The 20433-nt window shown below is 62.0% G+C and carries 13 protein-coding genes; 4 read left to right on the forward strand and 9 right to left on the reverse strand.

What is annotated here, in order from left to right; genetic code table 11:
- Window positions 1–249, forward strand: a 249-nt coding sequence (locus CTA01S_RS07690) for a lysozyme (RefSeq protein WP_157451326.1), incomplete at its 5' end; no start/stop codon positions are given.
- Window positions 250–335: 86 nt separating this feature from the next.
- Here CTA01S_RS07690 and CTA01S_RS07695 read toward each other — a convergent pair.
- The 9 genes from CTA01S_RS07695 to mads1 form a co-directional block, all read right to left on the reverse strand.
- Window positions 336–1058 carry a hypothetical protein gene (locus tag CTA01S_RS07695; protein WP_062194120.1) on the reverse strand — a complete coding sequence of 241 codons (723 nt, stop codon included), beginning with the start codon at window positions 1056–1058 and terminating at the stop codon, window positions 336–338.
- Window positions 1059–1063: 5 nt separating this feature from the next.
- A complete protein-coding gene (pglZ, locus tag CTA01S_RS07700) occupies window positions 1064–3058 on the reverse strand; it encodes a BREX-3 system phosphatase PglZ (RefSeq protein ID WP_062194123.1) in 1995 nt (664 codons plus the stop codon).
- Complete coding sequence (locus tag CTA01S_RS07705) at window positions 3055–5679, reverse strand: helicase-related protein (protein ID WP_232301022.1); 2625 nt, start codon at window positions 5677–5679, stop codon at window positions 3055–3057. The genes pglZ and CTA01S_RS07705 overlap by 4 nt, the downstream gene beginning before the upstream one ends.
- A gap of 200 nt (window positions 5680–5879) precedes the next feature.
- Window positions 5880–7652, reverse strand: a complete 1773-nt coding sequence (locus CTA01S_RS07710; RefSeq protein ID WP_062194126.1) for an RNA/DNA-binding domain-containing protein — start codon at window positions 7650–7652, stop codon at window positions 5880–5882.
- 19 nt (window positions 7653–7671) lie between these two features.
- Entirely contained in the window at window positions 7672–10437 is a 2766-nt protein-coding gene (locus tag CTA01S_RS07715) for a DNA methyltransferase (RefSeq protein ID WP_062194128.1), read from the reverse strand.
- Window positions 10434–11099: a DUF8453 domain-containing protein gene (locus CTA01S_RS07720; RefSeq protein WP_062194131.1), complete on the reverse strand. Its 666-nt coding sequence runs from the start codon at window positions 11097–11099 to the stop codon at window positions 10434–10436. The genes CTA01S_RS07715 and CTA01S_RS07720 overlap by 4 nt, the downstream gene beginning before the upstream one ends.
- Before the next feature lie 12 nt (window positions 11100–11111).
- Window positions 11112–14837 (reverse strand): DUF6079 family protein, encoded by a 3726-nt coding sequence (locus tag CTA01S_RS07725; protein WP_062194134.1) that lies wholly within the window; start codon window positions 14835–14837, stop codon window positions 11112–11114.
- 12 nt (window positions 14838–14849) lie between these two features.
- Window positions 14850–15317, reverse strand: coding sequence for a BREX-3 system P-loop-containing protein BrxF (brxF, locus tag CTA01S_RS07730; RefSeq protein WP_062194137.1), 468 nt, complete (start codon window positions 15315–15317; stop codon window positions 14850–14852).
- Between the two features lie 11 nt (window positions 15318–15328).
- Window positions 15329–15556 carry a methylation-associated defense system helix-turn-helix domain-containing protein MAD1 gene (mads1, locus tag CTA01S_RS07735; protein WP_062194140.1) on the reverse strand — a complete coding sequence of 76 codons (228 nt, stop codon included), beginning with the start codon at window positions 15554–15556 and terminating at the stop codon, window positions 15329–15331.
- 103 nt (window positions 15557–15659) lie between these two features.
- Here mads1 and CTA01S_RS07740 point away from each other — a divergent pair, with 103 nt between their 5' ends.
- Genes CTA01S_RS07740 through CTA01S_RS07750 form a run of 3 tightly spaced genes read left to right on the forward strand, consistent with a single transcriptional unit; the run spans window position 15660 to window position 20026 of the window.
- Window positions 15660–16802 carry a hypothetical protein gene (locus tag CTA01S_RS07740; protein ID WP_062194144.1) on the forward strand — a complete coding sequence of 381 codons (1143 nt, stop codon included), beginning with the start codon at window positions 15660–15662 and terminating at the stop codon, window positions 16800–16802.
- An 11-nt stretch (window positions 16803–16813) separates the two neighbouring features.
- Window positions 16814–18928: an ATP-binding protein gene (locus tag CTA01S_RS07745; RefSeq protein ID WP_062194486.1), complete on the forward strand. Its 2115-nt coding sequence runs from the start codon at window positions 16814–16816 to the stop codon at window positions 18926–18928.
- A gap of 3 nt (window positions 18929–18931) precedes the next feature.
- Window positions 18932–20026, forward strand: coding sequence for a DNA methyltransferase (locus CTA01S_RS07750; protein WP_198150816.1), 1095 nt, complete (start codon window positions 18932–18934; stop codon window positions 20024–20026).
- Window positions 20027–20433: the final 407 nt, after the last annotated feature.

Below are 20433 nucleotides of genomic sequence, written 5' to 3' on the forward strand. Positions count from 1 at the left end.
CTGCGCTACTGCCCTGTGCTGGCGACCGAGCCGGAAGGGCGGCTCGCGGCCATCGTGGACTTCACCTTCAACCTCGGCGCCGGGCGGCTGCAGACCTCGACGCTGCGGCGGCGGGTCAATCAGCGGGACTGGGATGCTTCTGCGCGGGAGCTGAGAAGGTGGGTATACGGCGGAGGAAGGGTGCTTCCTGGTCTCGTTACCCGGCGCGAAGCTGAAGTTGCTTTGCTCCTCATCACAGAACGGCGTTGACCGTAGGAACTGCATCCTTTGTCAACCTGTCAGGGGCCGTTATGGACCGATTCCCATGCTGCGATCTTACATCGCTGCGCAGTCATTCACTCACTCGCTTTCAAGGAAACCACTTGGCTGCTTGACCCTTGGGAATGGACGGCCAGGTTCGGGCTCTTCGAAACGAGGTACCCCAGCGGCTGATCGAGCACGAATGGATAGAGGACGACCTGAGACGATAGGGCAGAGACGGACACCGCTTTGCCGACGTAACGCAGCGCGGCCTCGACCAACCAAGCTACGGCCTGCTCGTCGCTGACCACGATCGGCTTCATGCGCACGAGGCGCTTGCCCTTCTCGACGCGATCGATCGCGCCCCAGCTTGCCTGCGACTGAAGCACCATGTTGGTCATCCGGTACGTGCCTTCACGCTCGCCATAGGCTTCGCTCATTCGGCGATGGACTTCCGCCGAAGCACAATCACCCTGCAGCGCCGAGAGGCGCCCCACCAGCTCCGCCACCTTGCCGAAGAACGGATAGGTGGCAATGGCCATGCCCCAGGTCAGGGCGGCGATAGGGACGCTCGGGTCGGCCTTTAAGATCGCGACGCCACGCTCGGCGAAGTCGGCGAGTTCCGGGCGTGGCGCAAGCCACAAACGATTCAGCACGGTCCGTGTCTTCTTTCGTGCTGCTACACCCAGTCCAGCAGCATCCAGCAGGGCATTCAGCTCATCGAGCGTGCCGAGTTCGGCGCGCACCTTGAGCGCGGCAGCTGCCCATTCGATCGCTATAAAGCGATCAAAGCCAATCTGGGGTGATGACGACGCCATTCGATTCAATTCGCGTAGCTCACTTTCACGAAGGGCACGATTAGTTCCTCTACAGAGACACCGCCATGAACCACGACCTGGTCATCCTTCGGTACGAACGCTCCGCGTCCTCCTGCGAATAGCGGCATGAAGCTCGCCGGAAGTCCAGCGACATCCAGACGGAAGGTCTTCGGATTGGCTGCCGCCGTCTCCGCGATCAAAGCCTCGCTGCGATAAATCCTGACACGCTCCCCGCGCAGCTCAGACGCGACCCCTTCGTTCGGGCGGCCAATGCCCACCGCTTCGACGTTGCCGTGGTCTGCGGTTAGGTAGACGTGGAATCCGTTGTCCAGCAGCATCGAGAACAGACGATCCACGAAGCCCGACTCGCACCAGCTTGCGATCTGGGCTGCAATGCCACGCTTTCCAAGCACTGCCCCATGGATGATCTCGTCGACGGTGTCCACGACAAGGCCAGCCACTTTCAGAGACGGATGGGTCAGGGCTGCTTCAAGCGCGGGGAGGTCATCGGTGCGTTTGATCGACCTGCGGTACAGCACCTCATTTGCGCGAAGACCATGGTCCTGCCAGAACCGTGTCCATTGCGCCGGTTCCTGAGAGGTTGATTCGATGCTGTCGGCGAACTCACGTGGGCGCAAGCCGGAGAACAACGCCTGCCGGGACACTGAAGTCAGGGTTGGCAGCCACGCAAAGCAGGCACTCTCGTCGAACATCAGCCGCTGCGACCGACTGACCACGGTCTCCCGGATCAGTATCCACTGATCTACGGCCAGCCCGTCAAATACCACCAGCGCGATCTTCTTCTCGCCGTTGCCCCGGCGCATCGCCAGATACCTCGGCACATGGTGGACCATGATCGGTCCCTTGGCGGCGGGCAATGACGGCAGGTCCGCATAATGCTTGCCTACCCATTCACGCAGCCGATCGTCAGCAGAGACAACAAGGTCCTGCATCGCGTCCCTGAGGCTCTCCGCCCGAGCCGCATCCAATCGGTGAAACCGTGAGATGACTTCGCCTAGGCGACGTGAGAAATGGGTCCAGTCGCGGTGTGGTGACTCGATGGTTGGCACTTCCGCCTTAAGGCTCTTGACGCCTTCAAACACCAGGTTCTGCATCGACGCCGGGTCCTGCAACACGCCCGCCTTGACCCATTCAGGCAGGGTGGCCGGCACGCCCTGGACCACCAGCGGGTGCAGCGTGCCGTCCAGGAACATCGAGTCGACGATCACCCGGACGTCATGGTGGTCGAAAGGCAGGTCGAGTTTTGCGACGTAATCCGGCGGCGTGGGTTCACCAGTGCGGGTTCCAGTGACTCCCAGCTTGGTGAGATAGCGAAACCAGGCTTCCTGCACGACACGCAGCGTGAGGCTCTTGTGCGCAAACAAGTCGGCGATGGGTATGCCCTTGAAGGCGTTATGCTCACCGACCACTTGCTCCACGTGCTGCGCAAGCACGGGCGGGAGGACCGCCTCGCGGTAGTGCAGACGAAGGAGTTCACGCCAGAAGTCCTCCGGGCGCGTGATCAAGTGGGGGCTGATCCGGAAGATGTGCGTCAGCACGAACTCCTTGGTCGCCGCTTCGCCCAGCGACTGATGCGCGTGCCTCGCCTGCGCATCGAACAGCGCGGGCAGCATCTCACTACCCAGCTGCCTCACCACGGTATAGCTCAGCCTAGGGAACAACTCAGCGAGACTCAAGGAGAGCTTGCGCGCCTGACGCAGGTAGTCCCAAGGCAAGTCGGCGACGTTCATTCCCCGCAGATGGAGGATCAAGGCACGGGAGGGACCTGGCTCGCCGCGATCCCACGCCGCCCGATAGCGCTCCTCGTACTCTGCCCGGAACGCGATGCTGTCCTCGAAGGGCAGTACTTCAAAGCCGTGCTCACGCAATCCCGACAACACCTGCTCATCCAGCAGCACATCGTCCGGGTCGGCAACGATCCAGAGCCGGGCCAGATCGACGGGAAACTCCTTCAGGATGCGGTCAACCCAGGCTGTCATGCTGGCGTACCTCCCGGGTGACCAATGCGAAGCATCAGCACCGCATTGAGATCCGGCGTGCAGGCTTCCGCGTCCGCCAGCGCTGCCATGCGTGCCTCGTGCTCAGCTACGAGCCGTTTGCGGCGGTGCTCCCTGACGGCGGGAAGGCCGATCCGACCGATCGCCTGGTAACGCGCCTCGAAGGCGTAGCGCGCCCGTTCACGCTCCTCGGCGAGCCAGGCACGGTGCTCCTCCAGCAGCTCGGTAAAAAGCCGCTCCCCCTGTGCCTTGGCCGCAGCCAGCGACGTTTCGAAGCAGGCCAAGGCATGCTCTACCTCGACCTTCGGGGCGAGCGTCACGTTCTCGGTCAGCAGCAAATCCCAGATCCGCTTGGCGGTCGGCACGAAGGTGCGGCCATCGTCGGTAACAAACACGGGCAAGAATCGCCGCCGGTTGAAGTTCTCAGAGAGATTGGACGCGCTCAGACTGATCTCCCACAGCGACCACACGCCGTGCACCGTATCGGGCAAGCCGCTGACTGCCGCAATCGGCAGGGGCTGGCCCGCCACGCAGCGCGGCAGTTCGCTGATGACTGCGCGGGCACGTGGATCTTCCAACGTGATCCACTCCATCTCAGGGTTCTGTTCGGCGGTGCGCGCGTCGAAGCAGACACGGGGTGACTCGCTCCCGTCCGCCCACCTCACGCGCCAAGCGTCGCCTGCCTTCTCAGCCGCTCCACCTCTCGCAGGCAACCCGGCGGTGATCGCACGCTCCAACCAATACTGCGCTGGATGATCCCGCCACTTGCGGGCATCGTCTGCTTCCAGCGTGTGGTCTTCCGTCAACAGATCGGTGTCTTTGCGACTGGCGGCGACCTTCTCGCGCACCTGGCTGATGACCGCATCACATTCCTTGTCGATCAATGCTGGGTTTTGCAGTCCATGCACGAACAGCTCGTCGAACAGCGGCTCCACCTCCACCGAATCCATCACGTCGGCTGCCTTGTCGACACCGAACTCTTGGGCGATGACGGCAAGCTTCTCCTCCAGCACCTCGCGCACCCGGTGCTCTACCGTGTCTTCCAGCACGAGGTTGATCGCTCGCACGACATGGGGCTGGCCGATGCGGTCCACGCGGCCGATACGCTGCTCCAGCCGCATCGGGTTCCACGGCATGTCGAAGTTGACGATGACATGGCAGAACTGCAGATTCAGTCCCTCGCCGCCGGCGTCGGTGGAGACCAGCACTCGCACGTCGCGTGAGAAAGCCTGCTGCGCACGAGTGCGCGCGTCCAGGTCCATGCCGCCGTTGAGCAACGCCACCGAAAAGCCCCGGCTCTCCAGGAACTCCGCCAGCATGGCCTGGGTGGGAACGAACTCGGTGAAGACCAGCACCTTGAGCTGCGGGTCGTTCTCCTCCTGCTGGAGCTTGTAGATCAATTCCAACAGCGCTTCTGCCTTGGCATCCGTTCCCTGTCGCTCGGTTTCGCGGGCGAGATCCAGCAGCATCTCGACCTCCGACTTCTCCCGCTCCCACCCGCTGGCCTGCACGGCAATGTCGAGCTGGGACTGGCCGTCGAGTTCTGCCCACTCATCCGGGTCAACTGCCTCGAACAGGCTCGCCTGCGCCTGAGGCGCCTCCAGCACGGCCTGGCGCTTCTCCAGGGTGGCGCGGATGGCGGCCGTACTGGACGTCACCAGGCGCTGCATCAGAATCATGAGGAAGCTGATGTGCCGCTGCTTGGCAGCCATCGCCTGGTTGTAGCCGTGCCGGACGTAGTCCGTCACGGCCTCATAGAGCCTTCGCTGAGCGGCATGCCGCTCTTGCCAAGCTACCGGGTGAAGTCGTGTGGACCGAGGCTTGAACAGCGGCTGGCCATCGGCGTCGATGGCGGCCCGTTTCTCGGTGCGGATCACGAACGGGCGCACCCGGTCACGGTTGATGCTGCCTTCATCCGGAAAGGCCTCACGGTCCAGCAACTGCATCAGCCGCATGAACTGGTCGGTCTTGCCCTGATGCGGCGTCGCGGATAGCAACAGCAAGTAGGGAGCGGCCTCGGCCAAAGCGGCACCGAGCTTGTAGCGGGCAACCTGCTCAGTACTGCCGCCGAGGCGGTGTGCCTCGTCGATGATCACCAAATCCCAGCCTGCCGAGATCAGATCCTCGAAGCGCTCCCGGTTGTAGGTAGCGAGTTGCTCCAGGCTCCAGCCGCGCCGGCCCTCGATGGGTTTCACTGAATCCAAGGAGCAGATCACCTGGTCGTGCATGCGCCAGAGGTTGTCGTCGCCCTGTGCGCCGTTGTCACGCCACTGGCGGAACGCGGCCAGCTCGGAAGGCTCGACGAAGCGGAAGACCTCGCCGAAGTGCAGCCGCATTTCAGCCTGCCACTGGCGCACAAGACCTTTCGGTGCCACCACCAGCACCCGCCGCACCATGCCGCGCAGCTTCAACTCGCGCAGGATCAGCCCCGCTTCGATGGTCTTGCCCAGCCCCACCTCGTCCGCCAGCAAGTAGCGGATACGATCTTGGCTCATGGCCCGATTCAGCGCGTAGAGCTGGTGCGGCAGCGGCACCACGCTGGACTGGATCGGCGCCAGCAGCAGGTTGTCTTCCAGCGCGTCGAGCAGCTTGGCCGCGGCCACCGTGTGCAGGATCTGCTCCACCGTCGGACGCACGTTGGTCAGTTCGCCCAGATCCTGGGCGCGGGCGCGCACCACGGCATCCTTGGCCGGCAGCCAGACGCGGTAGGCGACCTCGCCCCACACGTCCTGGCGGTCGATCACCCGGCAGGGTGACGCCTGCCGGGCATGCCAGCACCAGTCACCGACGGCGAAACCACCACTCATGCCTCATCCTTCTTGAGCACTGCCCGTCCCTGTTCGGTCAAGCGGTACCGCTGCTTGCTGCTCTGGGGCTTGTCGGGAATCGTCATTTCCAGCAAACCGGCCTCCAGGGCGGGATGGAGATAGGCATCCCCGAAGTGCTTGCGGTCCTTAAGACCCAAGGCGTCCATCAGTTCCTGCCGTGCCATCTCCCCCGTAGCCTTCATCAATAGCGCGAGGACTTGCGGGGTAACTTGTGGGGTAACTTGGGGGGTGACATGGGGGGTCACTTGCGGGGTGACTTGTTCAGTCGCCCGGGCGAATCGTTGCCGCAGCGCATCCCGTACCTCGAACAGAGTCTCGCTCACAGGCTGAAGCAACTGCTGACGAACCAGGAAATCGGCGATTTGCTTGGCCTGCTGCGTCGTGCTTACACCCAGCCCGCGAATATCGGTCAGGCTGATACGCTCACCAGCTGAGCGTCCGAGCCCGAGGGCCAGCACGTCCGCCTGCTCTCGGGTCAGGTTCACCCCGATGGCCTGGCGGAAACGCTGCATCGCCTCGGTGACCAGCGGCCTGTTGATAAGCACCAGCTCGAACTCTTTACGCGCCTTGTCGTTCTTCAATTGCGGCGGTACGCGCCCCAGGTCGTGCCAGTTGCGGAAGATGGCACGGATGCCTGTTCCCGCCTGATCCGACAACCCGATTCGCCGGAACGCCTTCACAATGGTCGGGTTGCGTACTTCTTTCTCCGTCGGGTCCAACAGTTCCGCCTCGGTCGCAAAGGCATCGCCGGGATTCCAGAAGATGGTGCGATCGGCGAACAGGCGAATGGATGCTTTACGTCCGTGATCGCCGTAGTCCTGATGGATCAGCAGGTTGATCGCAGCCTCCCGGAAGGCCACATAGTCGGGCGGATCGTCATTGCGGCGAAGTGTCGCGGGGTCGAGCGAAAACGGGTGCTCGGCGATCCGCATGTAGCGGGCAACCAGGCCCTGCCATGTCTGGAATATGTTCTCCTCGAAGACGTAGCGGTCATGCCAGCGCTGATCCGCCGACCGCTGGTCGAAGGGCGTGTCGATGCGCTGATAGTCCAGCACCGGCCGCGGCAGAATCTGCCGCACATAGCGCCCATCGCCAAACAGCAATACGCCTGCGCGGGTGGGCAGCATGCTGCCGCTCTGTTCGACGATGAAATTCCAGTTGAGCAGAAACTCGATCGGGTCTGCGATCTCCGGGTGCTCCGGATTGCGACGGGCGAACTGCGCTTGATACCACTTGACCGTCTCCAGGTCGAAGCAGCGATCCACCGGGATGTCCGGAAGCGCCATACCGTCATAGCGATCCTGTGCGGCATCGCGCAGGAAACGCTCGAGCTCGCTTGGGGTGCATTGTTCATCGCCCGCGCCTCGGCGGATGTAGCTCTGGCGCGGATCACCTTTGAGATAGACCGGCTTGTCGGCCCGGGATGACTCGGGCACGTGGAAAGCGAAAATATGCTTGCCGTCGATCTCGAACTTCCGCGGCTCAACGGCGATGACGCGGTTCAACTTCTGACCGCCACGCAGCGCAGCCAGAAAATCGTTCTGCACCTTGTCCGGCTCCTCGACCCCGGTGATTTCCAGTTCCCCGTCGCGCTCGCTCACGCCGAACACCAGCCAGCCTCCGGCCGTGTTGGCGAAGGCCGAGACGGTCTTGTAGGCGTCCTCGGGCACGCCGCGCTGCGCGCGTTTGCACTCGAAATCGTTCCACTCGAAGCCGTTCAGGCGCGCGAGCAGCTCATCCTGGTTCATCGTGGCACCTCAATCGCCATCAGGAACCAGCCTCCGTACGCGTCAGCGCCTGGTCATACCAGAGCAGCAGCTTCTCGTCTTCCTGCAGCGCCTCGTCCGGGATCTTCTGGGCGACCTTGATGATGGTTGCGTAGTCCTTCTTGCTCCATGCGTCCTTGAAGCCGGCGCGCAGCACCTCCAGTCGGAACTCCTTGAGCTTGCGGCCGCTGTGTTGCTGGTACTGCTCGAACTCCTTCAGCAGTGCCTTTTCGCGCTTCTTCTCCAGATCCTGCGCCTTGTTCGGATCCGGCACGTACCAGCGATCCTTGGCCTTGGTGATCAGTCGTGGGTCGCTCTTCTCCAGCCCGCGCAGCTCTTTGAAGTTGGACGAAAGGTAAGCGTGGATCTGGCTCGGGACTTCCCCCGATCCGTCGTACTTCAGGAAGTTGTTCTCCAAGAGCGCCATCAGCTCCGGCTTGGCCTCATGCTTCTTCCAGCCGGCGCCGAGTTGGGTGGTGAACTCAGGGTGAATCTCCTGGTAAGTCGAGGGACGTCTTTTCAGGAAGTCAGCCAACCAGTCGATGGCGCTGCGCTCGTCGGAAACGAACAGCTCCATCTGCGGTGCCTGCGATACCGAAGCGCGCTTCTTGTCGTATTCCGCCACCTGTTCGGTCAGAAAGATCATGCCGTCGCGCTCGGAGAAGCGGCTGCGCAGGCCACTCAAGAACTCGTCCGACGACAGGGGCACCGGCGCATCGTGGCGCACGAACCAGGCCACCATCCGATCGTAGATACGCCGAGGATCGCGCTCGACGATGAACTCCAATTCGCCGTGCTTGGTCTTGGCCACCGGGAGATACTTGAGGTGCGTCTGCACGAAGTCCCAGGCCGAGGCTTCCGACGCGCCCCGTTCGCGGAATCGCTGCTCCAGCCCGCCGTTGGGCTTGTAGGCGGAGATCACCAGGTCTTGCTTCACGGCTGTCGTGGACGTCACCTGCCGATAGCTGCCTTGCACCTTGTCCAGGGCGGTGACCTCGGCCACGACGAACCCGGCCTGCTGCAAGGCCACCTGAATGGCATTCCACACCGCGGCCTTGCTGTTGGAAAACACCACGGTCATCCAGCGGCCGGGCTTGAGCACGCGGTGGTATTCGGCGAAACAGCGCTGCATCAAATGCTGGTACTCGGGCAGCGCCTTGTGCTTGAAGCGGTCGATGATGGCCTCGGGCTTCGCGTCCGTGGTCACTCCATGCCATGACTCGACCAGGAAGTTCAGGTCGGCGTAGTAGATGTTTTCGCCGAAGGGCGGGTCGGTGAAGATGTAATCCACCGAGTCATTGGGCAGCGGCAGCCGGGCCGCCGTGCCGGTGGTGATGGCCGTCCCGCCCGCGCCGACTTTTGCGTTGCGGAAGGCTTTGACCAGCCGATCCAGTTTTCCGCCCAGGTTGTACCAAGGGCTGCACTCCGCGTGCTGCGATGCGACGTAATAGACGCCGTTCAGCATGCGATTGACTTGCGAGAAGTGTGTCGGGCCGTAGCGGTTCAGCACCGATAAGCCCCAAATCGCCTGCTCGACCATGAAGAGCAAAAAGGAACGGATGCGCGCATCGGGATGCGCCTTTGCCTTCTCCCACAGCTTGCCCATGGTCTGCGCGGCACGAGGCAGGAAGAAGTGGTGGATGTGGGTGAATCCCTTGGGTGCAATTCGCGACCCGTGATACATGTCCTCAATGGGAAAGCGACTGGTCGGTACGGCGGCCGGTAGCGGCATTGATTCGATCTTGGCGATCACGGCCAGATCTTGGGGATCTGGCGCCTTCTCATAGCGGGTCTTCCCAACCGTGTAGATGATCAGAGACGGCTTGAACTTCACCCTTTGCCACGGCTCGCCGGTGGCCGGATCGAGTCGGTTCTCCAGCACCCGCTCCAGACGATCCTTGTTGAGTTCAGCACTGCAATGGGGACACGGGAAGGTGTCATGGACTCGCTTGCTTTCCTCGTCCAGGGCCTCGTTCAGGAAGTTCACCTCACCTGCGCACTCCGGGCAGGTGAATACCTCGCTCCACACCGTGTACTCGATCCGCCCCTTCGTCTTGCCGTCCGAGTGCAGGGTCTCGTACATCCAGCCGATCTCGGCTTCGAGCTCATCGAGCAGTTGCTTGCCTGCCTTGGCGAAGGCGTCCACATCCACCGGCAGGTTGTAGTTGGCGGCGATGAAGGTGGCCGCGGGCGACAGGTCGTTGAGGATGACGCGCCGCGCCCCCCATTTGGGCGCCGGACGGCCTTCCTTCTTCCAGGCCATCTCGATCTCGTGCCGGTAGCTGGCCGGCGCCGATCCACACCACTGCGCCGCCACGCCCGTCATGCCCGAACCCGCGAAGCCATCGAGCACGAGGTCGCCCGGCTCGGTGTAGTGCAGGATCGATGGCACGATGGCCAGGTGTGGCACCTTGGTGTGGTAGGAATGCGCCTTGTAGATCGGATCGGTCTTGCCCACCGAGACGTCGATGGCCAGCGGCTCGCGCCGGTACGGTTCGTTCGGGTCGTAGGGCTTGCCGTAGTGCTTGACGAAGTCCGCGAGCCACGGGTTCGGGCAGGCGGTGTAGTACGGCGGATCGGACATGGCGAGGATGGCCTCGTCCATTCCTATCGGGAAACCTTCCTGGTTGCGGAATGCCGGGTCCTCCAGCTTCTCAGCGAGCAGCTTCAGAAAGTGCTCGCGGCGCGCACGGTCGCTCGGAAAAGTCTGTCCGAGGCACTCGACGGGGACGTCATCGCGTGTTGTGCTCTTGAATAGGGTGCTCATTCATTTTCCTCGACGCGGCTGGCCTGAATCAGTGAATTCGCAGACTGCTTGACTGCACCACTGAGGTTGTCGATGGATTTTCTGACACGCTCCAGCTCTTCCACTACCGGATGATGAGGAACGCTGGTACCCATATACGGCCGCAGGTCGATGTGTGTTTTCTCGCTGTAGTCGATCTTGCCGTGTTTATACTCTGCCGACACGGTGAATGTCTGTGGACATTTCGCCGTATCAGCCTCATTAGCAAAAATGCTGGGGCCGGTGCCGAGATCGAAAAGTAGCTCTGACATCGGCGGTAGACAATCAATCGGGTTGGTGAACGCCGACTGCTTGGCCAGATTGCGTGCTTCCGACTTGTCTCCAAACTGGTGGAAGTCGCGATCTATATGAAGCCTTAGATCCTGCGCCGGCGATCGGCCGACATTCCTTACCAACAACTGCAACACCTGTGTCCCCATACGGACCTGGACTGACACGTGGACATAGGGCCGATTCTGGTCAGCAAGTTGATCGCGCATTGCTGCGACGGCCGCACGGTTGGCGCGCAGGATGAAGAACGTCAGGCCGGCGAATATCGCGGTCAATAGGACGTTCGCGAGCGTCAGCCATTCGGACAAGTTGGCGGGCATCGTTATCTGGCTCCCATCAATTACCGGGCTCATCTTCGCCGCGCATCAGTCGATGACAAACCGCAACTTGCCGGCATCCTTGCCCTTGCAGCGCTCGCTCAGGAACGACTCGAAACGCTTGCGCAGATCCTCGGGCGTCGCGGGGGATCCACCAGCGAGCAGCGCCCTCTTGATGTCGTCGCCGGTGACCACGATCTTTTCGAGGCCGGACAGCGCTTCCTGAACCGCTGCGACGAACTCGGGCGTGACCGGATCCGGCAAGGCTTTCGACGCAAGGAAGCACTTGATCAGGTCCCGCTGCTTAGGCCTCAGCAGTTCGAAGTTCGCCTGGATGATCGGGTCGTCGAGGTTGTTCAGCAAGGTTCGCTGCCACCCTTCCAGGAGACGATCGAGTTCGTCGTCCAGGGCCTTGAGCAAGTTGGCGGCCGGCAACAGGTCGCCCTGTTCGTTGGCGGGGCGAAAACCGCAGTGCGGGCATACCGGGCTTGTTTCCAGCTCCCTTTCCACCAGGGATGCGCAGCTCTTGAGCTTGTCCAGTCTGTCTTCGAAGGTGGTGAGCTGGCCGGTGGGCATGAGGGAGATGCCAGCCAAGGCGCGCAGGGTCACCATGCGCAGATCCTTGCGCAGAGCGGACTTGGTCTTGTCCTCCGCCACGCCGAGCCGGGCCTTACTGTGTTGCGCCACGTAGGCGGTGATGTAGTCCTTCTTCAACGTAGCCAGACGCTGGCGGTATTCAGCGGCATGCTGCGCACTGCGGTCCTCGGCGAGCTTGTCGAGAATGTCCTTGCGGGCAGCCTGTGCCTGCTGTACCCAGGGATGATCGCCGGGCAGCACCATTTCGGCTTGGGAGAGGTAGGCGGCAACATTGCCCAGCTCGGCAACCAGGTCACGCAGTCTCTCCACTGCGGCAAGCGCATCGAGGTTCTTCTTCTGAGTCTCGATGTCGTCCTGGGTGATGCGCAGATTCTTGAGCTTGCCGATAGTGTTGTAGGGCGACAGCCCTTCCAGGAAGCCCTTGAGTGCTTCCAGCCTCTGTTGTCTGTCGCGCAGCTCTTCTTCGCGCAGCAGGGATTGACCCCAGAAGCTGAGGCGATTCCGCAGGTCGGTGCCGACGGTCAGCACGCGGTTGACCAACTTGGCGACCGCATCCAGTAGCTCCTTGACGGGCTCCTCCTTGCCCTGAGTCGCCATCTGAGCCAAGCCACTGGGCAATCCCAGCAGCTCGAACAGCGAGCGCAGGACGGCGACATTGATTTCCTTGGGCGGTTCGATGTGCTTGAACTGGATCAGGTCGTCCAAGGATCGTTCGGCCAGGAGCGACAGCTTGCCGGCGTCGATCTTGTCGCCGGTAATCGCCAGCACGATGTCGCCCGAGTAGACCAGGCTGGCCAGCACCACCACGAGCAGGTCGGGTTCCAGGCGGAAACGCACGGGCGCGAAGTACTCGACGTCGGTGGCGCCGCTGATGAGCTCGCTGCGGTTGAGCACCTGGCCGTGACCTTTGGCCTTCAACCGGTTCAGCACTTCTTGGGCGTACTTGGATCGCGTGGGCTCGATGCGGTCGCCATCCAGCATCTCCAACGCATCCAGGATGGCGATGGCGTCCTTGGTGCGCGCTCCCCCCGCCAGCGCCTTGAGGGCATTGGTGATGAGCTGCTTGCGGTTGGATTCGGTGACCAGCACCGAGAAGGTCGGATATTCCGGCGCCAGATCCGCGAAGTGGGTGCCGAGGGCAAGGCCGGCAGTTACGTTGACGATGTCGCGGAAGTTGGCGCGCTCATCCGGCCCCAACCGGAGCTTGTCGCGCATCGACACGCCCTTGGCCCATTCCTGCAGGGTCTTGGTCTTGCCCTGGTAGGTGACTTCGAAGGCGGTCATCTGCTTGTCCTGCAGCCACTTGCTCATGTCGCGCAGGGCATCCTTGGCCTTGTCCAGGTAGACGGCCTTCGCCGCACCGCTAGCGGTCGATGCCAGTTCCTGGGCTGCGGCGTAGAACGCGAGATGGCGCTTGATGACGTCATCCAGCCCCTTCAACCGGAAGAACACCTCGTCCGGCTTGGCTTCGTCGCGAAAACGGGGTGGCTCGAACGGCTGGATGAAATAGATATAGAAGTCGCGCTCGGGCTGGGCGGTCGGCCGGTCGTTGGGCGCTCCGAGGAACAGGTAGCCGTTGCGATCCACGCGGCGTTCCTGCCATTCGACCTGGTGTTGCCAGATCTTGTAGCCGGTGACGTAGGCATGCTCATCGGTGCATTCCATGAGCTGCATGAGCGCGCTGTAGTAAGCGCGATCCAGCGCGTCGTCCGACAGGGCTTCGGCGCGCTTCTCGATCTGGGCGTCGTAGTCGACGTCCTTTTTGAGATCGAGGTAGTACTGCTCGGTGTCCGGTGCCTTGGAGATGAACTGGCCGTTGACCGTCTTGACGATCTCACGCAGGGTCGTCTGCACGGCGGTCAGCAGGTCGTCGGCGGGCTCACCACCCATATCCTCGATGCCGGGCTGGTACAGGCAAAGCGTGTCACGCAGTTCCTCGGCCGTGGGTCCCACCGGCACGTAGATGTCGCCGCCGGTCGTCAGCCGGTGGACAGACAGCCCCTTGATGATCCGCATGGCCATCGCCTTGTAAGCGGGACGCGTAAAGGCCTTTTGTACGCGCTCGCCAAGCACCTCGGCCACCTTCAATACTGGGCCGATATTCGGGTCTGAGCGCAGCACCGAGTTGGAGGTGACCGTGTCCCAGAACTTGTCGTAGCCGATCAAGCCGGGGCGATCGGTCGGCACCTCCTCATCCAGGAGAGCCTGGATCTGGTCGCGCAAAGTGACCAGCGCGCCGCGCTTTTCGGTGAAGATCAGCCGCTCGAAGGTGCCGATGTAGTCCGGATGGACGGGAAACAGGCGGACATACTCATCCATCCGCTCGTTCATGTTGCTGTAGAACTTGGCGAAAGGCGTGAGGTAGGTGCGGATCTTGTGCTGCTGGTCCGCCGACTTCTTGAGCAGACGCTCCGCCACCACAAAGCTCACGTCCTGGCGGGCCAGCAGGACCTGGGTGAAGCGCTCGTTCACGCGGCGCAGACTGTCGGCCACATGCTGGAAGCGGCTGCTGTCGAAGATGGCTTCCTGCACGCCGGCCACAAAGCGGAAACGCAGGTGCTTGGTGACCTCGCCGATCTCGCGCAGGAAGGACAGGTCCAGCACCAGATCGTGGTCCTTGCGGGAGCGCAGGTATTCGAGGAACTCGTCAACGACGAGGAGGACCCCATGGTTGGGGTGCACCTCGTCGAAGGCAGCCATCATCTCCTCGAAGGCGGCCTTGTTGTTGACCACTTTGTCGGCCGGCGGGAATGCGTAGCTGACGCCCTGGTTCTCCAGGAAGATCTCGAGCTCCTGCGTGATGATGTCGCGCAGGGACATCTGGCTGGAGATCTCGATACGGTGCACCTTGAACTTGCCGGCGATCGAACCGGCAGCCTCCGCGACCTTGGGGTGGTGGATCATCGGGACGTAGGCAGCGTCCTCGGCAATCAGCGAGAGCACCGACATCAAGTGCGACTTACCGGTGCCGTAGTTGCCGACCACGAGCACACCCTTGTGGTCGACCGATTCGTCGAACGAGAGCTGCGGGATCATCTGCTTGGTGATCCGCTCGGCCATGTCGTCGGAAATGACGTAGGTGGCGACGAGCTTCTTTGCCTCATCGGGCCGGTTGGCGTCGAGCAGCTGAATGACCGACTCGATCGGCTCGAACTGAATGAGATCCCCGTAGCGCATGCGTTTTCCTCTTTACCCCACCGTTTCAATCTCGAACGGGACCAGGCCGTCGAGGCCGTAGTCCTGATATTCCGGATGCCCCATCTCCGCGTAGATCAGGCGGCCATCCCGTAACTCTCCCGGCCACACCGCCACCACACGCCGGGCATGAGCGTGGCGCTTGAGCAGATCCAGCGGATCGAGCTTGAGCGACTGATCAAACAGCAGCTCGATGTTGTCGAGCAGGAGTAGATCGCCGCTTGCATATTCATCTGCCAGCTCCCGCAGGGCGACGTTGGCCTGGAGCGCCCGTTGCCGCTGCGGCAGCGCCGCGAGACGCTTTCCCAACACCGCTCCGACATTCATTACCTTCATACCGCGCTGATTGGCCAGCTCGGCCAGCAGCGCGCTCTTGCCGCATCCAGGGCGCCCAACAAGCAGGATCAGCTTGCTGTGCAGGGCCGCGATTTCGTCTACGAGACGGTCCAGTCGTGTGAGCATCCGGCAGCCCTTCACCCATTGCCGCCATGAGCCCCGCCAGGACCATCGTCGCCCTGGGCTTCCGCCGTCTGCCTCTTGATCCACTGGTCGATTTCCTGGCGACGAAACCGCCACGTACCCCCCACCTTGAATGCCGGGATCTTCTTGGCTGCCGCCAAGCGATAGACCGTGCGCTTGCCCACCTTGAGGTAGGCCGCCACCTCATCGAGGGTGAATATCTCTCCAGTGTCTTCTTTCATCGCTTCCTCACCCGGTACCAGGCAGGGGCCGGTGATGATGGTAATCTTGGCTAGGATACGGCAATATTGGACACGGTTGAACAGCTAGATGGCAGGAGGGGGGATGATCGACCCGGCAAGCCAGGCCCAACTGAAGGAGGCCATCGCGGACTGCATCGGCACCGACCAAGGGGTGCTGGATGCACTGCGCGAAGAGATTCGCCCTCTGAAGAGCGCCACACGCCGCATCCAACCACGTGCCACGACGTCGATCTCGCTGGTCGGCACCGATGGCGGCAACAACCAGCTCCAGTTCGACCCCTTCCTCATCCAGCTGGTCCGGGTGGTGGACAGCAGCAACAACGAGTACTGCCTGGAGGCGGTCTCGCCGACGACACCCATCGGCAAGCTCGACAAGCGCCAATTCGAACCTGATGGAACACCTCGCACGGCGCTGGGCGAGATGATGGCCTTTTTGGGTGTGGACAGCCTGCCGGCGCTCTCCCACATGATTCGGCCAACCGATAAGGGGAAGCCGGTTTCGCCGAGCTGGGTGCAGGTCTACAGGGAACTGGTCGAGTGGGCGATCTTGTTCGCCATCCTGAAGAAGGACTTTGGCACCGACACCTTGATCGTCTGCGACGGTCTGTTGCGCAGCAAGGCATTCGCGAAGGACCTGTTTCCAAAACTGCTCCAGGGCATGAAGGACCGCATTGAGACGCAGTGGAGCAAGAGCCGTCGTCGGGTGTACCTGGCTGGCGTGGCCAAACACAGCAAGGTGCTCTCACGGTACCGTCTAGCGATGGCCCTGGAAGGCGTCCTTCAGACCGACTACCCAGCCTACGTGGAGGTGCCGCGCGAGGTGGAGGAACAGGCCTACGTCTGGTCGGAATTCGCGCGAGGCGATGACCGCGCCGGGGAGGGTGGAGAGATCAACAAGTTCGTCGGCGGCAAGATGTTCCTGGTGAAGTTCGGGTCACACCGACGCGACCCCGTGTGGCCGGTCGACATCTTTGTGCCCCAAGTCGGAGAGTGCCAGATCATCCTCGGCTCGATGCTCGCTGACGCGATCAACGGCTTCCCAGTGCCGCACTATCCGCGTTGTCTGCAAAAGGCACATGAAAACGCGGCCCTGGTCGATTTCGATTTCGACATCCTGCAGGACTTCATTTACGAAGGTGTGCGATCGAGTCTCGGTGGCGACGCGGGGACATTGGACGCATTTCAGCTGCAGGACGCTGACCCAGCGCAACGCCGGTACGGATAAGGGTGAACAACATGGCAGAAATTCAACTCTTCCCCAGGGAACAGGTCGTCGGCATCTTCCGGGGCTTCCAGCAAGGAGGCATGGAGTTCCACGCCGACCTGGTGCTGCCGTACCGGAATGAGTTCCAGAACATCCCGATGCACGGGCAGTTCCTCCTCGTGCAATTGGAGACGCCTGACGAAGCCGTGCTAGGCCGCATCGCCTCCTTCTCCTCAGAGGGCAAGCTGTCGTTCGGCTCCGGCGAGGAGTTCAATATCCGTGCAGTCCGCGAGGATAGGCCGATTCCCGAAGACCTGCGCGAGCAGTACCTCAAGTACCGGGTCAACATCCGCGTGTTGGGCGTGCTGCGCAAGAATGGCAAGGGGCTGACCTTCGTCCCCTCGCATCGCCGACTCCCCCATGTCGGTAGCAAGGTGGCCTTTCCAAACGATGAGGTGCTGCGCGAGATCGCCGGTCACAACATCGATGGCGCTCCCATCGGCTATCTGGCCTTCGGCGAGTACATCTACGCCGCGGGCAGCAAATCATTCCAGGCAGAAGATTGGATGCAGGTGGTCAATCCGGAGGTGTTGGTCCGCTTCCCGATTGAGTCATTGGTATCTCGCCGCAGCTTCATCTTTGCCAGAGCGGGCTTCGGCAAATCCAATCTCAACAAGCTGCTCTTCTCGAAGCTCTACGAGACGACGCCCTTTGTCACCAAGCGTGCCGGCAAGCAGGTCCCTGTGGGCACGGTGATTTTCGACCCAGATGGCGAATATTTCTGGCCCGATGACAAGGGCCGTCCAGGGCTGTGCGACGTCCCCGCTCTGGAGGACAAGGTCGTCGTCTTCACCGACAGGAAAAATCCGAGTCCTTTCTACCAGTCGTTCGTGGCTGGCGGCATCAAGCTGGATATTCGCCGCCTACGCCCAGGAGACGTGATTTCAATCGCACTCGGACCGGAACGTCAGGAGCAGCAGAACGTTCGGAAGCTGCGCGGGCTTCCGCAAGACCGGTGGGAGTCGTTGGTCAACCTGATCGACACCAACGGCAACACCACGCCGCTTGACGATATCTGCCGACTGCTCGACCTTGATCCTCAGCGGCAGGAGGCCGAGGCTCTGGCCGCCAGAGGCAACATGACAGCGATCGTGAAGATGCTGCATGACAAGAGCAGCCAGCTTATGGACATGCTGGTTCACGCGCTCTCCGAGGGGAAGCTGTGCGTCATTGACGTCTCGCAGATGCGCGGCGGCCAATCGCTCGTTCTCTCGGGCCTGATCTTGCGCCGGATCTTCGACCGGAACCAACAGGAATTCACTGCGGCCGACCCAAAGACCATCCCGACCATCGCAGTCGTCGAAGAAGCCCAATCGGTGCTGAACGAAAACGCACCGGCTGCCGAGCCGTACATCGCCTGGGTGAAGGAAGGTCGGAAGTACGATCTGGGCGCGCTGCTGATCACCCAGCAGCCGGGCAGCATTCCTGTCGAGATCCTCAGCCAGGGTGACAACTGGTTCATCTTCCACCTGTTGTCCGCGGCGGATCTCACGTCCCTGAAAAGAGCCAACGCCCATTTCAGTGATGACTTGTTGAGCTCGCTACTCAACGAGCCCATTCCAGGCCAGGGTGTGTTTTGGAGCTCAGTGGGAGGCAAGCCCTATCCAGTCAGCCTCCGCGCCCTGTCGTTCGAGAGGATGTTCTCGATGCGGGACCATGACTACAACCAGCCAGCCGGTCACACCTACGCCCAAACGCTGCGCAGCACCTTCTCCGGGATGAGGCAGATCGCGACGACAGCGCGCGTTCCCGAAGCCGAGGGCGCAGGCACTTTGTTTCCTGCAGAGGCCGAACACGAAGACGCCGAGCCGGTAGACGTCATGGCAAACATCGAGCAGCGGGCTATCGACGCCCTGCGGGCCGATGCCAAGCTGATCGCAAAAATCGAATCCACCGATGGAGCCGCATGGGGCTCGATCAAGGCGTTCTTCCTCGATCAACTGCCGGAGCATCTGGATGACAGGGATACCCTGGCCTTCCGGCTTGTGAAGAAGGCGCTTGACCATTTCTATGGCCCACAAGACCAGGGGTGGGAGCAATACCGCCATCCGACCCGCAACACTGCCTACGTCAGAAAGAGGAGCTAGGCAGTGTCCACCGCACAAACGGCTCTGAACGGAATCTGCCCCTACTTCACAATGTTCCCGCTCGACTTTCCGCTCAACATCCTGAAGCGGCGAGCACAGGCAGGTGATGTAGTGCTTGATCCCTTCTGCGGCCGGGGCACCACCAATTTCGCTGCACGACTTGTCGGCCTCCGTTCCCTTGGGGTGGACTCCAGTCCGGTTGCTGCAGCCATCACGGCCTCCAAGCTCGCAACGACCACCGTTGATGACATCCTTGCCGAGGCACGCAGGATTCTGACCGAACGTGAAGCGCGCCACATCCCGACCAGCGAGTTCTGGCAATGGGCGTTTCACCCGACCGTGCTGGACGCGCTGTGTCGATTCCGGGAGGCATTCCTGGAGGACTGCACTACGGATGCCCGCATCGCGCTCCGCGGCATCGTCCTGGGTGCGCTGCATGGCCCTAAGCAGAAGACCTTCCCGAGCTACTTCTCCAACCAATGCCCCCGCACCTACGCCCCCAAGCCTGCCTATGCGACACGCTTCTGGCAGGGGCGAGGGCTTGTGCCTGAGCCCATCGATGTCTTGGCCGTGATTGAACGGCGGGCGAAGCGCTACTACGGAACGTCTTCCGACATCACGGGAGTCGTGCGATTGGCGGACAGCCGGGAGGCTGAGGCGCTCCAGCCAGAGACACCGGAAACCCGCTTCGACTGGGTGATCACCTCACCCCCGTACTACGGCATGCGGACCTACATCCCCGACCAGTGGCTCCGCAACTGGTTCGTGGGTGGCCCCGACGCTGTCGAATACACCAATCGCGCCCAGATCGTTCATTCAAGCCCTGAGGACTTCGCAGCCGACCTGCGCCAGGTATGGCGCAACGCGGAGAACGTGTGCGCGGAAGATGCCAAGATGGTCATCCGGTTCGGCGGCATCACAGACAGGCGCGCCGACCCGCTGGACCTCATCAAGAGCTCTCTCAGTGACAGCGGCTGGCGCATCACCACCATCAGGGAGGCTGGGACTGCCACAGAAGGCAAGCGCCAGGCGGATGCCTTCCTGCGCACCAAGTCCAAGCCGATGGTCGAGTACGACGTCTGGGCGATGCGGGTATGACACCCACGTCGTGAACGACGTACCACCAGCGGCGCCAAATCATCGAACCTCCGCCCTCAAGCCCGCTGACTTGCTATCTTGTTCGGAATCCGGGTTGTGTTTCGGTGGTGTCTGCACCACCACCATTCCACGCCCAACCGCCCTCGGTTGGGCGTTTTGCTTTGTGCGGGGCGCGACACCACGCGGGGTGGTGGGCCATGGTGCGTGTGCTGCGCGGTGGTGACGTGGCGTCCTGAAGTGACCCCGTTCGACTCTCTTTTGCTCTCTCTTCTCTCAAAACCGGCGCCAACGTCGTCGCCCAAGCACACGCAAAAGCCCTTGTGTGGCAGTGACTTGCACGTGCGTCACAACGAGCGGTTGTCCATCGCGCTTGGATGAGCAGGATCAGCAGGAAGTCGAAGTCCCAG

Source organism: Caldimonas taiwanensis NBRC 104434, assembly GCF_001592165.1.
Classification (GTDB): Bacteria; Pseudomonadota; Gammaproteobacteria; order Burkholderiales; family Burkholderiaceae_C; genus Caldimonas; species Caldimonas manganoxidans.